This window comes from Petrocella atlantisensis (assembly GCF_900538275.1).
Taxonomy (GTDB): domain Bacteria; phylum Bacillota; class Clostridia; order Lachnospirales; family Vallitaleaceae; genus Petrocella; species Petrocella atlantisensis.
Genome location: NZ_LR130778.1, coordinates 2,973,445 through 2,994,366, shown reverse-complemented (window position 1 = coordinate 2,994,366; position 20,922 = coordinate 2,973,445). Strand labels below are relative to the sequence as shown.

At 36.1% G+C, this 20,922-nt stretch carries 19 protein-coding genes; 8 read left to right on the top strand and 11 right to left on the bottom strand.

Annotated features, from left to right (window positions below):
* Window positions 1-157: 157 nt before the first annotated feature.
* Complete coding sequence (locus PATL70BA_RS13825; protein ID WP_125137920.1) at window positions 158-1,387, top strand: sensor domain-containing diguanylate cyclase; 1,230 nt, start codon at window positions 158-160, stop codon at window positions 1,385-1,387.
* 126 nt (window positions 1,388-1,513) lie between these two features.
* Window positions 1,514-2,890, top strand: a complete 1,377-nt coding sequence (locus tag PATL70BA_RS13820) for a methyl-accepting chemotaxis protein (RefSeq protein ID WP_125137919.1) — start codon at window positions 1,514-1,516, stop codon at window positions 2,888-2,890.
* Between the two features lie 92 nt (window positions 2,891-2,982).
* Here PATL70BA_RS13820 and clpB read toward each other — a convergent pair whose 3' ends face one another.
* Complete coding sequence (gene clpB, locus PATL70BA_RS13815) at window positions 2,983-5,577, bottom strand: ATP-dependent chaperone ClpB (RefSeq protein ID WP_125137918.1); 2,595 nt, start codon at window positions 5,575-5,577, stop codon at window positions 2,983-2,985.
* 149 nt (window positions 5,578-5,726) lie between these two features.
* Entirely contained in the window at window positions 5,727-6,938 is a 1,212-nt protein-coding gene (locus PATL70BA_RS13810) for an L-lactate MFS transporter (RefSeq protein ID WP_125137917.1), read from the bottom strand.
* 184 nt (window positions 6,939-7,122) lie between these two features.
* Here PATL70BA_RS13810 and PATL70BA_RS13805 point away from each other — a divergent pair, with 184 nt between their 5' ends.
* Window positions 7,123-7,599: an FUSC family protein gene (locus PATL70BA_RS13805; RefSeq protein ID WP_125137916.1), complete on the top strand. Its 477-nt coding sequence runs from the start codon at window positions 7,123-7,125 to the stop codon at window positions 7,597-7,599.
* Window positions 7,600-7,771: 172 nt separating this feature from the next.
* Here PATL70BA_RS13805 and PATL70BA_RS13800 read toward each other — a convergent pair whose 3' ends face one another.
* From PATL70BA_RS13800 to PATL70BA_RS13790, 3 genes are all read right to left on the bottom strand, one after another.
* The gene (locus PATL70BA_RS13800; protein WP_125137915.1) at window positions 7,772-8,941 is read right to left on the bottom strand and encodes a quaternary amine ABC transporter ATP-binding protein; all 1,170 of its coding nucleotides are present in this window, start codon (window positions 8,939-8,941) and stop codon (window positions 7,772-7,774) included.
* Between the two features lie 5 nt (window positions 8,942-8,946).
* Window positions 8,947-9,798, bottom strand: coding sequence for an ABC transporter permease (locus tag PATL70BA_RS13795; protein WP_125137914.1), 852 nt, complete (start codon window positions 9,796-9,798; stop codon window positions 8,947-8,949).
* Between the two features lie 97 nt (window positions 9,799-9,895).
* Window positions 9,896-10,873 (bottom strand): ABC transporter substrate-binding protein, encoded by a 978-nt coding sequence (locus PATL70BA_RS13790; RefSeq protein WP_125137913.1) that lies wholly within the window; start codon window positions 10,871-10,873, stop codon window positions 9,896-9,898.
* Between the two features lie 368 nt (window positions 10,874-11,241).
* Between PATL70BA_RS13790 and PATL70BA_RS13785 the strand changes: the two genes are divergently transcribed.
* Together PATL70BA_RS13785 and PATL70BA_RS13780 are read left to right on the top strand one after the other, a co-directional pair.
* Window positions 11,242-12,240, top strand: coding sequence for a hypothetical protein (locus PATL70BA_RS13785; RefSeq protein WP_125137912.1), 999 nt, complete (start codon window positions 11,242-11,244; stop codon window positions 12,238-12,240).
* On the top strand, window positions 12,237-13,019 hold the full coding sequence (locus tag PATL70BA_RS13780) for a hypothetical protein (RefSeq protein ID WP_125137911.1): 783 nt from the start codon (window positions 12,237-12,239) through the stop codon (window positions 13,017-13,019). Before PATL70BA_RS13785 ends, PATL70BA_RS13780 begins: the two co-directional genes overlap by 4 nt.
* 75 nt (window positions 13,020-13,094) lie before the next feature.
* Here PATL70BA_RS13780 and PATL70BA_RS13775 read toward each other — a convergent pair whose 3' ends face one another.
* Entirely contained in the window at window positions 13,095-13,433 is a 339-nt protein-coding gene (locus PATL70BA_RS13775; RefSeq protein WP_125137910.1) for a hypothetical protein, read from the bottom strand.
* Window positions 13,434-13,569: 136 nt separating this feature from the next.
* Between PATL70BA_RS13775 and PATL70BA_RS13770 the strand changes: the two genes are divergently transcribed.
* Entirely contained in the window at window positions 13,570-14,559 is a 990-nt protein-coding gene (locus tag PATL70BA_RS13770; RefSeq protein WP_172596255.1) for a sensor domain-containing diguanylate cyclase, read from the top strand.
* A gap of 18 nt (window positions 14,560-14,577) precedes the next feature.
* Here PATL70BA_RS13770 and PATL70BA_RS13765 read toward each other — a convergent pair whose 3' ends face one another.
* Genes PATL70BA_RS13765 through PATL70BA_RS13755 form a run of 3 tightly spaced genes read right to left on the bottom strand, consistent with a single transcriptional unit; the run spans window position 14,578 to window position 17,809 of the window.
* A complete protein-coding gene (locus PATL70BA_RS13765) occupies window positions 14,578-15,744 on the bottom strand; it encodes an ABC transporter permease (protein WP_125137908.1) in 1,167 nt (388 codons plus the stop codon).
* Complete coding sequence (locus PATL70BA_RS13760) at window positions 15,731-16,867, bottom strand: ABC transporter permease (protein WP_125137907.1); 1,137 nt, start codon at window positions 16,865-16,867, stop codon at window positions 15,731-15,733. Before PATL70BA_RS13760 ends, PATL70BA_RS13765 begins: the two co-directional genes overlap by 14 nt.
* 9 nt (window positions 16,868-16,876) lie before the next feature.
* A complete protein-coding gene (locus PATL70BA_RS13755) occupies window positions 16,877-17,809 on the bottom strand; it encodes an ABC transporter ATP-binding protein (protein WP_172596254.1) in 933 nt (310 codons plus the stop codon).
* Between the two features lie 215 nt (window positions 17,810-18,024).
* On the opposite strand from PATL70BA_RS13755, the gene PATL70BA_RS13750 reads away from it, so the two are divergent.
* On the top strand, window positions 18,025-19,098 hold the full coding sequence (locus PATL70BA_RS13750) for a sensor histidine kinase (RefSeq protein ID WP_125137906.1): 1,074 nt from the start codon (window positions 18,025-18,027) through the stop codon (window positions 19,096-19,098).
* A gap of 31 nt (window positions 19,099-19,129) precedes the next feature.
* A complete protein-coding gene (locus tag PATL70BA_RS13745; protein ID WP_125137905.1) occupies window positions 19,130-19,753 on the top strand; it encodes a response regulator in 624 nt (207 codons plus the stop codon).
* An 8-nt stretch (window positions 19,754-19,761) separates the two neighbouring features.
* Here PATL70BA_RS13745 and PATL70BA_RS13740 read toward each other — a convergent pair whose 3' ends face one another.
* Window positions 19,762-20,229: a hypothetical protein gene (locus tag PATL70BA_RS13740; protein WP_125137904.1), complete on the bottom strand. Its 468-nt coding sequence runs from the start codon at window positions 20,227-20,229 to the stop codon at window positions 19,762-19,764.
* Window positions 20,222-20,917: a SanA/YdcF family protein gene (locus PATL70BA_RS13735; protein WP_243115923.1), complete on the bottom strand. Its 696-nt coding sequence runs from the start codon at window positions 20,915-20,917 to the stop codon at window positions 20,222-20,224. The genes PATL70BA_RS13740 and PATL70BA_RS13735 overlap by 8 nt, the downstream gene beginning before the upstream one ends.
* Window positions 20,918-20,922: the final 5 nt, after the last annotated feature.

Below are 20,922 nucleotides of genomic sequence, written 5' to 3'. Positions count from 1 at the left end.
TGTCAAAACTATATAGTTGAACTTTCGCATACAATATATAGTTATGAATGTATCAACGTAATCTATATATTCTATGTGAACTTAGTGAAACTTAGTTTTGACCCTGTAACCATATTTATAACCCTTACACTAGATTTGAGATGGGATTTCAAAAATAATGAATGAAAAGATAACCTTCAAAAAAACTGAATGGTTTAAATTATGCGCTATATCCATCTTGGTGATATTTCCACTCACTTTACTCCCCTCACCTTATGACCGGATCGTAGCTTTCTTTATCGTCCTGATTACTTTAATTAAATTTACTTATGCCAATAAACAAGAGGATTTTCTATCACAACAAAGACTGAAGGAACTTAGTACCAGCTCAAATGACCAAGTTCGTATGTTACGTTCTCAAAGAATTATGTTAGAACTTAGTAATACCATGATTCAAGTTAGCGGTCTTAAGGAATTAATGTCTATTATTCTAAACAAAGCAATTGAGGTCATCCCAAAAGCGAAATTCGGTTCCATCCTGGTCATGAATCATGAAGGTAACTTAGAATTTCAAGCCATTGTGGGCTTTGATGATGATTTATACAACATTACCCTTGATCCTAAGGAATCCTATCAGTGGCAAGCTACCGGTGGCCATTTTAGCGGTCCCATTATCATTGAAGATTTGTTGAAATACTCAAAGGACTTTATTAATGAAAGCACATTCAACTCAATGAAAGATATAGATGCCCTAAGCCTTAAGAGCTCGTTGAGTGCGCCTATACTTATTGACGGACAATTCTATGGTTCAATCAACATCGATAGTGAAGAAAATAATATGTTTGATGAACAAGATGTCACGCTTATGGCTTATTTTGCTAATCAAGCCACCATCGCCATAACCAACCACCAACTCTATGAGAAGCTTTTGCATCTATCAAAATACGATGGCTTAACCAAAGTGCTCAACCGTCCATATTTTGAAGAACTTTTCGAAAATAACCTCGCCAGGAGCAAACGCAAGGGTGAAAAAGTTACCTTGGTCGTTGTTGATCTTGATAATTTCAAACAAATTAACGATTTGTATGGTCATTCAGTCGGCGACTTAGTTTTAGCCACTTTTGCTGAGCGGTTCAGCCATTTAATACGCGAAACGGATTTACTAGCACGGTATGGGGGCGACGAATTTGTTATCGTTTTTTTCAACAGTGACTATGAACAGACCTTAATCAAAATGGAAAAGATACACCTCAAAATTACAAATCAATCTATAGACTTAACACCCGTTAAGCAAAAAATGCACTGTTCTTTCAGTTATGGTCTTGGAGAATTTCCAAGAGATGGAGACAGTCTAAAGACGTTATTTCATATAGCTGATCATAGAATGTATGATATGAAACCCAAATGACAATATTTGGGTTTTTCTTCGCTAAAAGGATGGCAAGTTAGTATAATAAATGTTAAAATATAGTTGGTGTTTTTTTACAACATTGTATACAAAACATCAGTAATTCACTATATAGGGGGAATAATCGTGTTCAAAGCAAAACCTAAGAACAATGTCACAAAGCAAGGACAACAAGATATTCATATATTGGTAGAAGAATTAGAAGCCATCAAATCCGGCCAGCAAAAAAAACTGTCTCATGTGTATAACGATATTGATCAAAACTTGCAAGAACGGTTAAACATGGTTGCTTGCTCCAATTGTCCCAGTCATAATACTTTCATCAGGCAGGTCAATCAGCTCCTTCAGACTTTAATGAAAATGGATTTTGTTCGGTCAATGATTCACGAAGCAGACGAACAAGCCAACATGGTAGAGACAATAGCTGCAACCAGTGAAGAAATGGCTGCCAATATTGAAGACATTGCATCCTTTGTACGAAACGCTCTGGTATCTGCTCATGATTCCAATTCAAAATCTGTCCACAGTAAAGAATTAATGGATATCAGCATGATTGCAATAGAAAACAGTTTTAAAGAAACCGAAGTTGCCAAAGAGCAGATTATTCGTGTTAATGAGCAAACAGAAAAAATTGATGAAATGGTAAACATCATCATGTCTGTTGCAGCTCAAACAAACTTACTGGCTTTAAATGCATCTATTGAAGCTGCAAGAGCCGGTAATAGCGGTAAAGGATTTGCAGTTGTGGCTAACGAGATAAAAAAGTTAGCTGACCATACAAAGGAATCTGTTAGTTTTATCCAGGAAAGTGTCCATAGTCTTCGAACACAGATTCAAGGTTCAACCAGTGCTATTGAAAAAGCCAGTAAATCCTTTCTAAAAGGTAAGGAGACACTGGCAAAAGTACTAGGTGCCATTGAAGAAGTCGAACAATCCTCGAAAACAATCGAAACGAACATGGAACAAATTAATATGAATATTGAACAACAAACCGCTTCTTCAGAAGAAGTATCCTCTTCCATACAAATCATTAACGAAAAAACCAAATCACTTCATGAAGATAGTATAAGAACAGGACAAGGCTTTTTTACCGTTTCTCTTGAGATTGATGATCTTAGAAAAAACATTATTCATAAATCCACCAACATCGAAATGTACGATTCCTTAGATCTTGTTATTACGGACAGCTTAAATTGGAGATGGTGTGTCTATAACATGATTCTCGGTAATGCTCAGGTTGATATTGCCCTCGTTGCTAATGCTGACAACAGCCGTTTGGGTCGATGGATTACCAATTTCGGTTCAAAAGAATCTATTCTTAGAAACCATATCAGCCTTCTTGAAAAACCTAGATATAAAATGCATGAATTAGCACAAAAAGCCCTTGAGTCTTATAATCATGGCGATAAAAAATCCGCCGAAGATTATCTCTCACAGGTAGATCGATTGGCTCTTGAGATTGACAATATTCTTAGAGAAATGCAATCCAAGTATAAAAAATAGTTTTAACACCTTAACCATATTTTATTAGATACTAACAGAAGCGTTGCCAGACGGCATCGCTTCTATTTGTTTTTGTTTTTTCTGAATATAAATTACGTTGTTATATTCGAAATTATATATTCACCATTCTCATAATCAATTTGGATATCTGCTCCGTCACCTATGGATCCCTCTAATATTTTTTTCCCTAGTTTCGTTTCAATCTGCTTTTGAATAAAACGTTTTATAGGTCTTGCGCCAAATTGAGGGCTATAGGCTTCATGTGTTGCTTGAATAATGGCACGATCACTCATGCTTATCTTGATATGTCGCTCATTTAGTCTCTCTTGTAATGCCTTTAAAGTTAAATGAATGATTCCCGCTATTTGATCGTAATGTAATGGTGCAAAAAGAACAATCTCATCTAAACGGTTTAATAATTCCGGTTTAAAGTATTGATGCATCAATGCTAAGACTTCTTGTCTTACTGTTTCACTTATGTCACCTTGCTGGTCTATCCCTTCCAGAAGGACTTGACTGCCTATATTTGAGGTCATTATAACAACTGTATTCTTGAAGTCTACTGTCCTTCCTTGACTATCTGTTAACCTTCCATCATCTAACAATTGGAGCAATACATTAAATACTTCCGGATGGGCTTTTTCAATCTCGTCAAATAGTATGACCGAATATGGTTGTCTTCTCACGGTTTCAGTTAGTTGACCACCTTCTTCATAGCCTACATAACCGGGCGGTGCACCAATGAGTCTTGCAACTGCATGACGCTCCATGTATTCACTCATGTCAATTCTAACCATATTTGACTCACTGTCAAACAAAGCCTCTGCCAAAGCTTTAGCAAGTTCTGTCTTACCTACACCTGTCGGACCTAAAAATACAAAAGAACCAATTGGTTTATTCGGATCTTTAAGACCTGCTCTAGCTCTTAGTATAGCATCACTTACAGCACTGACGGCTTCTTCCTGTCCAATAACCCTTTCATGAAGTTTACTTTCCAGATGCAGTAATTTCTCCTTTTCTGATTCATTCAATTTGCTTAAAGGAATCCCCGTCCATTTAGAAACGATCTCGCTAATTTCATCCTCTGTCACAGCTTCTTTTAACATTTTTGATGTCATTAAGATATCTTTACTTTGCTCTCGTGCCAGTCTTTTTTCTAACTCAGGTAATTGACCGTATTTTAGTTCTGCTAGCTTATTTAAGTCATATACACGCTCTGCTTCTTCTATATCGCGCCTAACTGCTTCAATGGCTTGTTTTATTTCTTTTTCTTTGATCAGCTCTGACTTCTCAAGCTCCCACTGTGCTTTCATAGCTTGAGACTTTTCTTTTAGTACTGCAATATCTTTTTCTAAAATAGATAGTCTATCTTTTGTACTTTTATCTTTTTCTTTAATTAATGCTTGCTTTTCTATTTCAAGTTGCATCTGCTTCCTTAGAACTTCATCTAGTTCACCTGGCATCGTATCAATTTCAGTTCTTATCATTGAGGCAGCTTCATCCATAAGGTCTATCGCTTTATCCGGAAGATAGCGATCCGTAATATATCTATGGGATAGAATTGCACAAGCAACTAACGCTTGGTCTGTAATATGCACACCATGGTGAATCTCAAACCTTTCTTTCAAACCACGTAATATAGATATCGTATCTTCAACTGACGGTTGATTGACCACAATAGGTTGAAACCTTCTCTCAAGAGCAGCATCTTTTTCAATATATTTGCGATATTCATCTAGTGTCGTTGCACCGATACATCTAAGCTCTCCTCTTGCTAGCATCGGTTTAAGCAGATTGCCTGCGTCCATTGCTCCCTCTGTTTTCCCTGCGCCAACGATGTTATGAATCTCATCGATAAAAAGGATGATTTCTCCATTGGATTTACTAATTTCGTTCAACACACCTTTTAGTCTTTCTTCAAATTCACCACGGTACTTAGCACCGGCTATCAATGCACCCATATCTAGGGCATATAACTTTTTATCTTTTAAGTCTTCCGGAACATCGTTGTTTAGAATCCTCTGTGCCAACCCTTCTACAACTGCAGTCTTTCCTACACCTGGCTCTCCAATTAAGACAGGGTTGTTTTTTGTCCTTCTGGATAAAATTCTTATCAGCCTTCGAACTTCACTATCTCTACCAATAACCGGGTCCAGTTTACCCGCTCTGGCTAATACAACTAAATCACGCCCATATTTTTCCAATATATTGTAGCTTGATTCCGGATTCTGATTAATGACTCTCTGATCTGTACGAAGCGCTTTAAGAGACTTCAAAAATCTTTCTAAATCAATACCATGTTTCATAAATAGTTCTGCAGATGGTGTATTCTTTTCTTTAAGCAGTGCTATATAAATGTGTTCTAGACTAATGTAATCATCGTTAAAGGATTTTGCTTCATCCTCTGCCACAAGAAGCAATTGGTTCATTCTTCTTGAACCATAAATCTGAATACCCTCACCAGATACCTTAGGTATTTTCTCTATTTGTTGCTCTAAATCATGAACATAGGCCTTAATATTCACATTCATATGTGCTAGCACTTTTAAAACCAGGCCATCTTCTACTGCTATAAGTCCATAGTGAAGATGCTCGCCATCAATATATTGGTTATTTAACTTAATTGCCATTTTTTGAGCCCATTCTATACTTTCTGATGATTTTTGTGTAAATTTATCCATATTCATGATGATGCCTCCTTTCTTCTTCATATAACCAACACGTTGTCAGCACTCTGTTGTAATGAGTGCTAATTCTAGTTTAATTATAAATCTTACAAGAAATTTTGTCAATAAGAAGCATGAGGCTATCACATGCATGATATACTTTTTTTGTTTTATTGATTTTTGGGCATGCTTTGAGATAGAACAATACCTAATAAACATAAACTAATAATAAAATAGAAAATAACATCATGGTGATTAAAATAATCAAATAGTAATCCCGATACATAGACACCGGCAATCGCTCCAATACCATAGGCTGTAAATACGACACCATAATTTTGACTGTAATTCTTTCCACCGTATAATAATAGTGTTGATGTCGGTGCTATAGCCAGCCACCCACCTAAGTTCATCCAGAAGATGGAAAAAGATATTATATAAATAACCACACTACCTTCGTTTGCAAAAAGCATCAGACTTGCACTTGTTAGAATCAAGATAAAAGATAACAGCATCACTTTCTTATAAGAAAGCTTATCCGTTAACCATCCAAAAAGAGGCCTGCCAATACCATTAAACACTGCAAAAACAGATACAAACAAAGGCGCTGTTAATGATGATAATCCTATAAGGTCAACACCGATATTATTGGTCATGCCAATAATGGTTAAACCAATCATTGTACCTAGAACAAAACATATATATAGGCTTTTAAAGCTTTTTGTCTTCATCATTTCTTGAGTTGAAAAACTATCGCTATTTTCTAAATGATGGGGCTTAATTATAAATAATCTTCCTTCAGGCAGCTTTATATATTTTGATAGTAAAGGAATGATTATGGCAAAAGATAAACCTAATATTTTAAATGCATCTAGAACACCAAAAGTTTCGATTAAAGCTTTTGCAGCCGGCGCGGTCACAAAAGGTGAAAGTCCAAAACCTGTTAATACAAGACCTACAACCAATCCCCTCTTATTAGGAAACCACTTTGCTACAACCGATATCGGTACACCGTAGATGATACCAACGCCTATGCCCACAATAGCGCCATAGGTCAGTGTTAACATATAGATATTCTCTGCATAACCTGAAGCAAACCAACCAATACCAACTAGGATACCACCAACTGACATCATACTTGTAGGTGTAAATCGATCAATATATTTGCCTGAGACCAACATGGAAAAAGCATAAAATGCTAAGGAAAACATATATGGCATGCCGCTTTGAACAGTACCCACATCAAAAAGAGCTTCAACAGAGCCTCTGAAAATACTCCATGAATAGACGGTACCTAAGCACATCATAATGACAATGCCCAAAAAAACATAAACCCATGGATTGGTTTCTCGAATTTTCTGATTGTTTTGATATTCTAACATTTCCTATACCTCATATTTTTTTATTTAAACTTCTACTAATATAACATAGAAAGGGCTTTTATGAAAAGACCTGATTCTACAAAATATTAATATCTTGATTTCTCAAAGGACCATCTTCTATAGAAAAAATCCTTATAATCATGTATACTTAAAGGATTAAATGTGAAGACAGGAGAGATCAACCATGCACACCATTCGAGAATATCTACCTGGGATGAGGACATTCAAAACAGCCCTATCCGTTTTCCTTTGTATTACCATATGGCGCATATGGAATGCTGATTTTCCTTTTTTTGCTTGTATCGCAGCAGTTATCACAACACAGAATTCTTTAGAAAGCACAAAAAGAGTCGGAATTAACCGGTTTTTAGGCACATTAATAGGCGCTTGTGTTGGTGCTCTAATTGTTTGGTTCTTTCCCAGCAACACCATCACATTGACCTTAGGCATTATTGTGGTCATCCATTTGACCACGCTTGCAAAAAAGGGTGGTTCCGCAGCCATTGCAAGTATTGTCTATTTAACGATTATGATTAATATTGGTGCTGAATCCATTAATACCTACATTTTATTAAGGGTAGTGGAAACAACCCTAGGTATACTTGTTGCTACAATTATAAATACTAGGATTAGGCCTCCCGAAGAGACAGATACAGTGTGAATGTCTTATCCCCCTCGCTTTGCGAAGCAAATTGTTCCGGCAGGAAAGACGTCCTTGATAGTTAATGCGCTGCTCAACGCATTAATATAGCATAGATTTCCCTAGAGAACAAGAAAGGCATGAATAAGAAGAAGTGTCATTGTAGTATACAATGACACTTCTTCTTTATTTTTTAAGCTAAAGCGCTAACGGCATCTTCATAACTGATGACACCTCTTAACCGCCCTGCTTTATCTGTGATTGCAACATCATAATTACTTTTATCTAGCTTCTCCCATATCTCGTGAAGATAAGCATTTCTATGTAAGCTTTCTATATCTGTAACGATTGCATCATTAATATTGCTTTTCTCCAATTTAATTAGATCCTTATACGCAACATAACCTAATAGTTTTCGATCATCATCCACAACAAAACAGAATTCTCTATTAAAGCTCTCCAGTTTTTTAATGACCCCTTCTCTTGACTCACCTTTTTTAGCGAGTGTGAAAGGTTGACGCATAACTGTTCTTACTCTTAGTACTCTTGATTTGTCAACGTCTTCAATAAAGCTCTTCACATAATCATTCGCCGGATTTTCAAAGAAATCATTGGGTTGGCCAATCTGTACCAGTTCACCATCTTTAAGCAAGGCGATTCTATCACCCAGTTTAAAAGCTTCATTCATATCATGGGTTATGAAAACAATGGTTTTTTCCATATAATCTTCCATGCTTAAAAGCTCCGTTTGCATTTCTCTACGTATTAACGGATCAAGGGCACCAAAAGGTTCATCCATAAGGAGTATCTCCGGTTCGTTGGTTAACGCTCTGGCAATACCCACTCTTTGCTTCATTCCACCACTTAACTGTCTTGGAAAATAGTTTTCCCAGCCTTTAAGACCTACAAGTTCTATAGCTTCCATCGCTTTTTTCGTTATTTCTTCTTCTGAAACACCTTGTACTTCAAGTCCATATTCTACGTTCTTTAAAACTGTTCTATGGCTCAGTAAACCAAAGTGTTGAAATACCATGGCTACTTTATTTCTTCTCATATCCAACAATTGTTCCTTATTGTATTTGGTTATATCGTCACCATCAATAAGTAGCTGGCCTTTCGTTGGCACGTTCAGCATATTCATACAACGAATTAAGGAGGATTTACCACTGCCTGACAAACCAACAATGACAAACATTTCCCCTTCTTCAATATCAATGTTAATATTATTAACACCAACAGCTGTTCCTGTCTTTTCTCTTATTTCTTGTATCGTAACGCCATTTTCCAGCATTTCTAGAGCTTCTTCTTTTTTATCTCCAAATATCAAGGTCAAATTCTTGATTTCAATCTTCTTCTTATCCATATTTATCACTCCGTTTCCTTAAGTCTGTTGGCAAAACCTTGTAAGACGCGATCTAGAATAATCGCCAGAAAAACAATACCTAAGCCTGCCTGAAAACCTTGTCCAACTTCAAGTCTACGAATTGATATTAAAACTTGCTCACCAATACCTTCAGCACCAATCATGGATGATATAACAACCATAGCCATGGCCATCATTGTAGTTTGATTTACGCCTGTCATAATGGTTGAAAGCGCTTGAGGTAATTCTATCTTCATCAACATTTGTTTAGGTGTGGAACCAAAGGACAATCCTGCCTCAATGACTTCTTTATCCACATTGGAAATACCAAGGTAAGTCAGTCGGATAAGAGGGGGTAATGCATAGGTTGTTGTCGCAAATACGGCCGGTACCTTACCAAAACCAAAAAGCATAACTGCCGGTAATAGGTAAACAAAACTTGGCATGGTTTGCATGGCATCTAGTATCGGCATAACAATCCGTTTGGTTCTGTCTGATTTTGCCATGAATATACCAAGAGGTAATCCCATAACTAAGGAAACCAGTACAGAAATAATGACAATTGCTAAAGTATAGAGCATCATATCCCATAAGCCGAAAAATCCAATAGATAAGAGCATGACAGAAAGTGCAATCCCCATCTTGAGACTATATAACTTATAGCCAGCATAAAACAAGGCAATCACCATTAACCACCATGGTATGATGTTCAGTGTAAATTCGATACCGTTAAAAATTGTTAGTATAAACTGAGTGATGGCGTCAAAGAACCCGCCTAAATTTACCAGCAACCAATTGACAAAATTATCAATTGGCTCACTGATTTGAAAACGTAATGCGTCTGGAAAACTAAACATGTTTAATCAACTCCTTTTTACTTGAAAAACAGAATAAGAAATCAAAAGATGTTTCCACCTTTTGATTCTCTCTTTACTCTTACATATATGTTGCGATTTATTGAATGGCAGTCATAATCTTATCATAGGCTTCTTCTGTTACCCAATCTGCCCATATGTCTTGCTTCTCTTCTAAGAACCACTTAGCTGCTACATCAGCTTCCACATCGTTCTCTTGCATGTATGCGAGAGCCTCGCTTGTTAATTGTGAAGATGTTGTATATTGTTTTAAAAATTCAGTGATTTCTGGATACTCATCCACAAATTCTGGTGTAGATACTACTTGTACGTCCACAGATGGAAACGATCCGATGCCGGCTGCAAAATCATCAGCAGAGTAAGGCGTATCCTCTAATAACACTAAGTCAAACAAGCCCATGACCCATGTAGGTTCCCAGTTATAACCTAACCATGGTTCACCTTTTGCATAAGCAGATGCAAGTGTTGCATTTAATGTTGCACCTGAATCAATTGTTTTAAAGTTATAATGTTCATCTAAACCATAGGCTTCCATTTTATTATGAAGGAACGCTGTTGCTGACCAACCTTCTGGTCCACCATAGATGATACCCATATCAGGATTTTCAGGATCTGTAAAGTATTCTACATATTCCGGTAGATCTTGCACAGATTTTAGATCCGGAAGTAAAGCATCATCACCTTCAACTAAATAAGCAGGTACATATAAACCTTGGACATTATCATCAAAGTTAGTGGCTAGTTTTACATAATCACCATTTTCTATATCTTCCGGATACGTCGGCACATTGTCCGCCCATAATTCAAGCGCTAAATCAATCGTTTTATTTTTTAGCCCTGAAATCATAACCGCAGTATCCGCAATAATGATTTCTGTTTCAACACCATATCCTTCTTCTAAGATAACTTTAACCACTTGGTCATGGAATGCATTGCTATCCCAATCACCTTCTCCAATTACGATTTTCTCCGGTTCACTAGCACAAGCACCTAAGCTTATAACCAACACAGCACTCATAAGTACCATGGTTATTTTCTTCCAAATTTTCCGTTTCATAGTAATCCTCCTATTTTTTGTGTATTGTATTCATAATATAGATTTTTAACCAACAACTTTAATATTAATATAAGTTGTCTGTTCACACAACTCTTATTGTAGCATAATCATTTTTTTTTGTAAAGGAAGATATGCCCTTCTAACTATTGCTCATGCTTCTTATCTGTTGCTATAACTTGGCTAAGACCTTTTTGGAAAACTTCATTTTTTTATTCTCTACTTTCTTAAAATTGGATTAAAACGTAAGTTTTTTTGTCATTTTTTCTTATTCTTGTGCTATACTACTTTTATTGTTGATGCAACAATGGTTAAAGATTCAAACAACACTTTAACCCATATAAATAAATATCATGAGAAGGGAGTACCAAATGAAAGGAAATAGTTTTAATAAAATTCTTAAGCTTTTTGATTATTTCAAAATAGCATTTCAATTGAACTTAAGTAACAAACAACTTTACAAACCACAGATTATATTTCTTGTTATCCGGGGGATTCTGATTATTGCAAGTGCATTCACTTTACTTAGTATCGGTGACAAGATGATTCATCTTACAACAATGGACTTTGAACGATTTACAAGTCTTTTTTGGTCCGAATTCCGAGGCATACCTTCATTATTAGTCGTTCTCACTTTACTGGTTATGATTTTTGGATCAACCTATGTAGAATCCGGTCTTTATCATATGTTCTACAAAGCCTATAAAGGAAAATTGACTGCTGGTGATTTTTCAACAGGGGCCGGTACCTACTTTTTCAAGTTTTTAGGTGGTAATATTCTTATAATATTTTTTTGGCTCTTGGCCCTTATACCCTATTTTATTACCGGTATCCTAACACTAACCGTAGGCTTTACTTTGATCCCTATCCTAGTCAGTACTTTTCTACTGGTTTGGAAAGCTTCATTGGTGTCGGATGGCACCACGCTTGGTGGAGCTTTTAAGAACAGTTACCGATTTGCAAAAGCCAATTTCATCCCAACAATGTCATTTGTTATTATTAGAAATGCCATGACCAGTATCGCTTCTGGCGGTGGTGGTGGCGGTGGTGGTGGTGGTGGATCTTCAAACATCCCCCAAACCACCAATAATACGAATAATATTATTCAAGATATGCCTTCTGATTTTTCATCACAGGATTTTCCTTTCTTGAATGATTTTTTCAACTATGATGTTCTAAAGCTATTCGTTATTGGCATAACAACCTTAATTACTGTCGGCACCATCATAACCGGATTGATCCAAATGCTTTTTAATATTTTCTTCGGATTGACAACCATTGTTCTCTATAATGAAGGCTGGCATATAGAAGAGGCCGTATATGATGACCTACCAACTCAAGAAATCCAAAACGAGGGGGTGCAATCATGAACAACTTTAATAATTTGATGGATGATATGAAAGAAGCTTTAACACTTAGTCGTCGTTACAAGGGTTTATTTCTACCTGCATTAATCGCAAACCTAATTATGCTTGTACTTGGTTTTGTAATGATTTTTGTTGTGATTTTCTTTGTTATGGGTACGATTATGTCATTTACTGCATCACAGGCCAATTGGACCTATCTTGTTAGTATTGCAATCATAACCATACTTTTGATCTTGATTTTCAGCTTAGTTTTTATGGCCCTTGATCTTGGTATTAACAGTATTGTCATTGGATCCGTGAATGGTGAGAAACCAAGTGCCAAAATATTTTTCAACGGCATCCGCGCTTTTTTCCTTAAAGTGCTCTTAACCAAAATCGGTCTCTTTTTTCTATATACAATTGGGTTCGTTCTCTTATTGATTCCTTACCTATTGTACTTAATAACTGTTGGTGTATTAACCGGTGGCTATGGTATTCTTTTCTTAACCTGTTTACTTCAAGCCTTTCTTGGTTCTTGGGTACTACTGCTTATGGAAAATGAAGATCATCCCATGAGTGGCTTTTCAAGCGTCGCGATGAACTTAAGATTTGGTAAAAAGTACTTTTGGCTTATGATTTTGGTCTTCTTCATTCAGCTCCAATTAACTGCCTACCTTCCCGGGCTTTTTGGATTGTTAGGTGCTACTCTAGCAACACTGTTCATTAGTTATGTGGTTACGACTGTATTCAAAATAGTTGTCTTGCTTACTTATAGAAGATATAAAGAAAACCTTAAAATATAGTTCAGGTTTATATGTTATAGAAGAAAGCATCTACCCGTCGTTTTACGAATGGCAGATGCTTTCTTTTTTATGATGCTATTTCAGGTTGTTTATAAGTGTTATAATATCAATTTCGACCTTATACCAACGTTGTATGGTGTTTTCTAAAACATAATAATGGCGTACATAAAAAGCGTCCAGCACAACAAAAATAATAAGTAACAGATTCAGTAATATGCTGTCATAATATAGACACACCATCAAGATCATAAAGAGTATAATTGAAACCACACATGTGACCAATAAATGAATATACCTTTCATGTTGTAGATAGGCGATTTGCGCTCTATGATTCAATAAATCCTGCTTGGATAAAGTCTTTTGATTCATTTTTTCTTCTAGATATTTTTCATAAATTTGTATATTTTTGTTCAAATTCATCACCTCAAATAAAAATCTCATTTATGATATTGTTATTGGCAAACATGATGATAAAATGTTATAATTTAAATATATTTACATAAATCTTGCACAAATTTCCTGTAAGATGCTAAAAATCAAGGAGGACATTATGTCAATTGGTCACCATGAACACAATTCAACTAAACACAACAATCGGCAACCCTTGAGTTTACCTGAAGGTCTCGTTATAAGGACCATCTTAAACAATTCAGAAGATACCATTTATTTTAAAAATCTAGAATCTAAGTTCATCTTAAATAGTAAAGCACATGCGATACAGCAACATGAATCTAATCCCGCTGATATGGTTGGTAAGGATGATTTTGATTACTTCCCTTATTCTTTTGCAAAGGCAGCTTATGATGATGAACAGCGCATTATTCAAACCGGAAAACCTATGATTGGTCATGTTGAAAAGTGGGTGCAATCCGATGGTGCCATTACTTGGTTCCTGGCATCAAAGTACCCTCTCCTTGATGAAGAGGGAAACATCATAGGCACCTGGGGTACTTCTAAAGATATTACGGATCTTAAAGTTGCTCAAGAACAGCTCACTTTACTCAACAAACAACTTCAAGAAGCCAATCAACGCTTGGAATTCTTATCTATGCGCGATGGCTTATCCGGTCTCTTTAATCATCGCCATTTTTATGAATCATTGAACATGGCTTTAGCCCAAATATCTCGTCGTAGACATGCTCCTGACAAAAATGTCTTTACGATTCTGCTTCTGGATATCGACCATTTTAAGGTGATTAATGATTCTTATGGTCATCTGGTTGGCGATATTGTAATTAGAACTATTGGAGAAACGCTTAAAAATACAACTCGGATCACCGACACCTGTTTTCGATATGGTGGTGATGAATTTGCCATTATCCTACCGGATACACCCTTAGATGCAGGTCAACATGTGGCAGATACATTAAGGAAGCTTATTGCAACTACCCCTATAGAAACTGAAAGCCTCACTTTCCATATACATGTCAGCTTTGGTGTTGCAAGCTCACAAGAAGCCAAATCCGCTACAGAATTGGTTGAGTTAGCAGATCAACGTCTATACCAATCAAAAGCTGAAGGACGTAATCGAGTGAAATAATACTACCTACCATAACAATTAGGCTTCTTGGCTTAATTGTTTCTTTTTGCCCACAACTAAAGCCAAAGAAAGAAAAGCAATGGCGAATCCTAAAACTACGCCCGTGTACCCCATGGTTTCTCTTAAACTTGCCAGATCAAAGCTGTTTAGATTCGCAATGGTACTATTCGCTTTAACATACCAGTAAGTTGGTGTAAAACTAGCAATCTTCAGAACATTCTCCCCGAGAAACTCTTGAGGAACAAACACGCCACTAATAAAACTAGGACCTAAGGCAATGACATTTGTAAGTGCTGATATGCCCTCTTGATTTTTGACCAAATTCCCCACTAAGAAACTGATGCTCACAGCACATAAGGTAAAGACAAAGGAATTAATAAGAAATAACAGTGTATTGGTCGTATTACTGTTTTTATAATCAAATAGAATGCAAAACCCGACCATAATGGCCCAGCATATTACAGCAAATACACCATTTGCCAAAACAAACTGAAAACTAGAGCTACCCGCCGTTACAGGTGAACATGCATTACGCCGTCTAAGGTCTTGATTATTAAAAACCAACATAATCGTAGATATGCCTAATATAAGTATAGAAAAAAGTGAATATGCTAGATAGTTATAGTAATACATGGCATAGCTTTGATCTTGTTTGACTTCTTCGCCACCATTAAAATTAACCTTTGTTTCTATTTCCATATCTTTTTTGATGTAGTCAGCAATTGTAGCATGATCTATATGAGACTGTGACTTGTACAACTCAGCTATTCTTAGATATTGATTGACCTGTAGATCAACATATACCGCATCCACCGAATTTGGAATACTTGTTTTTTCAATCCAAACCTCATCACCCTTTAAAAACTTCTCAGTGAAATCTTCCGGTATTCTAAGTATATAGGTTACTTTTCTAAAATACAAAGCATCTTGTAATGCACTTGACGCATCTTCTAAGGGTACAATATTTGCTATTTCTTCTAAGCTGTTGATTAATCCTGTCACTAAAGGCGTTTGATCATAATTGATAATGGCAATGTTGGTCTTCGATTGAACGAAACCTTTTTCTCGTTCCGTTCTTGTTGCACTGGCTATAAGAAGAGATATACCTAGGAAAAGACCTACATAAATCATCATGACCGGTAATTTTTTTTTGAATATCTTAAGACATAGTTTAAATACTGGCATATTTTTCCCTCCTAATAATCGTATAGGCAATCATAGAAAATACAAGGATGAAGATTATGAGATTTAGAATGTTCATACTGTATCGCTCATAGTCATCATAATAATATAAAGCATAGAAGGCATCTGCCAGTACATTGACCGGGTTTAGCCTACCTATGATTGGTACATTTTGATCAATGATGTACTTCATGTCACCATACATCATTCCTCCAAGAAATGAGCCTAGCATACTGACACCAATACATATAGCGGTTTTAATACCTTCGCCACCTTTCACAACCACACCAATTAAAGCGCCCATGGTAATGCCAACGACACTACCTATAAATGTTGTAAAGAGGACAAAACCATATTGATGACCAAAATCAATACCCAACCCAAAATGTAGATAGGCAAGGAGAATCATCAACTCTGTTGTATGAATCAGTACGGAAGATGCCCCACTATAGATAAATGCTTTAAGTTTATGTACCGGTGATAGATTGACTCTGGCTGCATGGGCGGATTGATCTGCCTGAATATCAATGACTTCTCTTAGCCCAAAAAATGAACCATATAGACAACTCATAGCAATAAGTGCGTAAAAATACATCAGTGTATTGTCAGGATTTGCTTTACTAAGTTGGAATTCTTTGGTATATTCCGTTCCTTCTTCTAGTGAATTTACCAAACCATGGACAGCCGTCACATCCCCTTCTATAATGTTTATAACGGCAGAATAGGTCTGACTGTATTGATCTAGAAATAGCTTAATAACACTTTGATTGAATCCTCTTTGGTGGACGGTTAAGGTCATAGGACTACCAACGTGTATATAACCATCAATCTGACTTGAGACCAGTTTTTCCTTTGCTTCACTTTCCTTCATAAGAAACGCTGCAAACATTGGTTCCTCATCTTGTGACAAGGATTGAATCAATGCCTGAAAAGCATAATCATTTTGATAATTATCATCATCGATAATACCAATATTGATGGTATTGAACCTTTCATGATCATTAAGCCCACTAAACGCTAGGCTAAAGAAAGTTGCTAATAATAATGGGAAAATCATAGTCCAAAAAATCATAGACTTATTTCTAATCAGTGACTTGAACCTATACTTAAATATATGAATAAACATAGTGACCTCCTAGTCTCTTAGCTCTTTACCTGTGATTTCTAAAAAGACATCATTGAGTGTAGGCTTCTCTGAATAAATAGTTCCAAAATTAATGCCATTTTTACGAATATAATCCAATATATTTTCTAGGTTATTCTTACCTTTATGTGACTTTATATACAAAGTATGATCTTGATAGGTTGCAGAAGTGATATTTGGCAATAATTCAATATCTTTAATATGTGCATCACTTAAGCCAAATACTTCAACGAATATCTTTTCACCAAGAGATATCATATTTTTTAACTCTTCTTTTGTACCTTCTGCAATAATTCTTCCTTTATCAAGAATCATGATTCTTGAACAAATTTGTTCAACTTCTTCCATATAATGAGAAGTGTAGATAATTGTTGCCCCTTGACGGTTTAATGCTACGATGCCTTCCAATATCTTATTGCGACTTTGAGGGTCTACGGCAACCGTTGGTTCGTCTAATATAATCAATTTTGGCTTATGGGCGATGCCACAGGCAATATTTAATCGTCTAAGTAAACCACCACTTAGCTTTTTGGGATAAAACTTAACGAAGTCAACAAGACCAACAAATTCTATGGCTTCTTTTACATAGGCGTCTTTTTGTATTTTATCTGTAATATATAGACCACAAAAATAATCAATGTTCTCATAAACAGTAAGCTCTTCAAAAACAGCAACATTCTGCATGACAATACCTATATCTTTTTTTATATCATAAGCATAGGGTGTCATAGGTTTATCAAAAATCTCTATAATGCCTTTATCATATTTTAATAAAGAAAGGATACAGTTAATCGCTGTTGTTTTCCCTGAACCATTGGGTCCCAATAAACCAAATATCTCACCTTGTCTCACATCCATAGAAAGATGATCAATTGCCGTTAATTCCCCATATCTTTTTACCAAATTTTCTACATGTACAATCATAATAACCTCCATTAATCGTATTCATATAACATAGTATTGACCATGACTTCATTATAGACCTCTCATAACCATCACGTAAGTGAACACACTCACAACTTTTTATGACAAATGTCATATTTATGGGTATAATGAAGCTAAAGAACTCAAAACTATATAGTTGAACTATTACTAAAATATATAGTTACGAACGCATCTACGTAAAGAAGGAGAAGGCCATGAGAAACCATTTCGACTATATGGATAAGATTGTTCTTTTCATTTGCTGTACCGTCATTTACCAAGCTATGAAAACATCTGAGTTAAGTGTCATACCCTTGCTTATAGCAGTTGCTATCACCAGCTTCCTAATGGTTTTTGAACATAAGCCCTTTTTGCGCTATTTTTTGTATGTATTCTTTATCGTTATTTGCTTTTTTTATAAAGATCTTATATTTTTTATCCCACTGATCATCTATGATTTGATGGACGAACCTCTACGTTATCTCTATGCTTTACCATTGTTGCCTCTCTCAGATTTTTTTCTTAATCATAGCTTAATTGAGGCTTTTCTGATCTTTATTGTTATTATGTTGGCTGTATTCATTCGATTGAAAAGCAAAGACATCCTCGGTTATAAAGCAAGGTATTTTCATCTTTTGGATACAACAAAAGAGCTGTCCCTGAAGTTGGAACAACAAAATCAAGACCTCATTGATAAACAAGATCACGAAATCCATATTGCAACACTAAACGAAAGAAATCGCATCGCAAGAGAAATACATGATCATGTTGGACATCAACTCTCCTCAGCATTACTACAAATCGGTGCACTTATGGCTACCTGTAAGGATCCGGATCAATTAATACGACTGGACGGGTTAAAAAAAACCTTGAACCTTGGTATGAATAATATCCGTGATAGTATTCATAACCTTTATGATCATGCTATTGATCTAGATGCACAACTTACTGAGGTCATTGACCACTTTGCTTTCTGTAAAGTGGTTTATTACAACACCATTCTAGAACCCCCCAACCAGAAGCAAAGTTATGCCATCATATCCATTGTTAAGGAGGCACTATCCAATATAATAAAACATGCGCAAGCCACAGAAGTAACCCTCCTACTCAGGGAGCATCCCAGCATGTATCAGTTAATTATCCATGATAATGGTCATGTAGCCGATTATAATCCAGATCATGGCATTGGTCTAAAAAACATGACTCAAAGGGTAGAAATACTAAAAGGACACATACAAATAAGAACACAAAATGGATTTGAGGTATTTGTTTCATTGCCTAAAATATAGCGTATGGAATTTTACTCTGAAAGGAAATAATATGAGAATAATTGTTGTAGATGATGACTTTTTGGTTACAGCTTCTCTAAAAACCATCATAGAATCTGATCCGAATATCCGTGTTGAAGGTATCGGCAACAACGGCATTCAGGCTATCGACTTATTCGAAGAACTTCAACCTGATATTCTGTTAATTGACATCCGAATGGATGAAATGAACGGTATTGATGCGGCAAAAATCATCTTAGAACGTCATCCGGAAGCTAAGATTTTATTTTTGACCACCTTTTCCGATGATGTATATATCATCCAAGCCCTGAAAATAGGTGCAAAAGGTTATCTACTAAAACAAAATTTTGAAAGCATCATACCTTCTCTTAAAACCGTTTATGCCGGTCAAAGAGTTTTTGGCGATGAAATTATTACAAAAATCCCATCTCTTCTAAATGATGCTTCCAAAGATGGCTTTGCTGATTTGGAACTAAGTGAAAAAGAACACCTCATCATGACTCATGTTGCTGAAGGTCTATCCAACAAAGAGATTGCCGATCTTATTTGTCTTGGTGAAGGTACCGTCCGGAACTACATCAGCATCATCCTTGATAAGCTTAGTCTAAGAGACCGAACCCAATTAGCCGTTTTTTATCATAAAAGACACCAATAATTATCGAATCATCGCCCTTTTGTTAGTTGAATGTATACTTTACGGCTCACCATAAATATAATAGGAAAAAGTATTAAAAGCTGTATGACCGGTAACCAACCAATCGGTGTCCCAGGTATAATTGGCATGGTATCCGGATTGTATCCCCAACGACCAGTGTGTAATGCATGGATCTCGAAAAAGAAGCTTATAAATAAAGCGTAAAATACCATAATGATATAATCATGTCTATGCCATTTGCCTATTAACCAATTCACATCCTTATTTATGAACATAAGCATCCAGAGCAATAATAGACTCATGTTCATATCACCTACCGTAGCGCTAATCATGAGCCTTGTATGGCCCGCTAAGTCATCATCCATAATATAAAAAGGCCCACACTGACTATACTCCCATATTAATTGAAATACGAAGGCAACCACCGCTACTGATAAAGTTTGAATAATAATGTCTCTTGTAGTTTTTTTAGTCATCTGTCAATCTCCCTCTTCCCTTTATGGATATAACCTCTCCCAAGTATGTTGGCTTCGGCCTCGCTATAACATAGAAAAAATCTTTAACTCTAGCCAAATACTCCCGAAATTCTCTTCCACTTTGTCCATAATAGTCCCTTGGATTAGAGGCAACGCCATAGGCGTCCATACCAAGCTCATTGGCCATATACAATGCTCTATAGAGATGGTATTTCTGAGTTACGATAACCACTTTTTCCACTTCAAACACTTGATTGGCGCGTACCATGGACTCATAAGTAGAAAATCCAGCATGATCCATAAAAATGTGGTCACTTTCTATACCGGCATCTTTAGCGTATGCTTTCATAACATTAACCTCATCATAGTCTTTACGACCATGATCTCCGCTCATTAACAAACGGTTGGAAACACCTGACACGTATAGTTCAATCCCTTGATTAAGACGGTCTTCTAACATAGGGCTCGGACGATTGCCTTGCCAGACTCCAGCACCCAGTACAAGAATACAATCACTTTGTACTTGCTCTATAGTATCGGCATCTAAGATTCTGTTATCATATCTCTTGATCATATATAAATTAATACCCGCACTTGCTACAAGGGTTACACATAACATAACCATCAAACTACTTATGGCTTTTTTCATCTTTCCTGGTCTTTTAAGCATCTTTCTTTTTCTTCTCATAATAA

Bases quoted from the DNA above. Each gene is read 5' to 3' on its own strand.
- PATL70BA_RS13825 (WP_125137920.1), top strand. From the start codon at position 158: ATGAATGAAAAGATAACCTTCAAAAAAACTGAATGGTTTAAATTATGC.
- clpB (WP_125137918.1), bottom strand. From the start codon at position 5,577: ATGAATATGGATAAATTTACACAAAAATCATCAGAAAGTATAGAATGG.
- PATL70BA_RS13810 (WP_125137917.1), bottom strand. From the start codon at position 6,938: ATGTTAGAATATCAAAACAATCAGAAAATTCGAGAAACCAATCCATGG.
- PATL70BA_RS13805 (WP_125137916.1), top strand. From the start codon at position 7,123: ATGCACACCATTCGAGAATATCTACCTGGGATGAGGACATTCAAAACA.
- PATL70BA_RS13800 (WP_125137915.1), bottom strand. From the start codon at position 8,941: ATGGATAAGAAGAAGATTGAAATCAAGAATTTGACCTTGATATTTGGA.
- PATL70BA_RS13795 (WP_125137914.1), bottom strand. From the start codon at position 9,798: ATGTTTAGTTTTCCAGACGCATTACGTTTTCAAATCAGTGAGCCAATT.
- PATL70BA_RS13790 (WP_125137913.1), bottom strand. From the start codon at position 10,873: ATGAAACGGAAAATTTGGAAGAAAATAACCATGGTACTTATGAGTGCT.
- PATL70BA_RS13785 (WP_125137912.1), top strand. From the start codon at position 11,242: ATGAAAGGAAATAGTTTTAATAAAATTCTTAAGCTTTTTGATTATTTC.
- PATL70BA_RS13780 (WP_125137911.1), top strand. From the start codon at position 12,237: ATGAACAACTTTAATAATTTGATGGATGATATGAAAGAAGCTTTAACA.
- PATL70BA_RS13770 (WP_172596255.1), top strand. From the start codon at position 13,570: ATGTCAATTGGTCACCATGAACACAATTCAACTAAACACAACAATCGG.
- PATL70BA_RS13765 (WP_125137908.1), bottom strand. From the start codon at position 15,744: ATGCCAGTATTTAAACTATGTCTTAAGATATTCAAAAAAAAATTACCG.
- PATL70BA_RS13760 (WP_125137907.1), bottom strand. From the start codon at position 16,867: ATGTTTATTCATATATTTAAGTATAGGTTCAAGTCACTGATTAGAAAT.
- PATL70BA_RS13755 (WP_172596254.1), bottom strand. From the start codon at position 17,809: ATGATTGTACATGTAGAAAATTTGGTAAAAAGATATGGGGAATTAACG.
- PATL70BA_RS13750 (WP_125137906.1), top strand. From the start codon at position 18,025: ATGAGAAACCATTTCGACTATATGGATAAGATTGTTCTTTTCATTTGC.
- PATL70BA_RS13745 (WP_125137905.1), top strand. From the start codon at position 19,130: ATGAGAATAATTGTTGTAGATGATGACTTTTTGGTTACAGCTTCTCTA.
- PATL70BA_RS13740 (WP_125137904.1), bottom strand. From the start codon at position 20,229: ATGACTAAAAAAACTACAAGAGACATTATTATTCAAACTTTATCAGTA.
- PATL70BA_RS13735 (WP_243115923.1), bottom strand. From the start codon at position 20,917: ATGAGAAGAAAAAGAAAGATGCTTAAAAGACCAGGAAAGATGAAAAAA.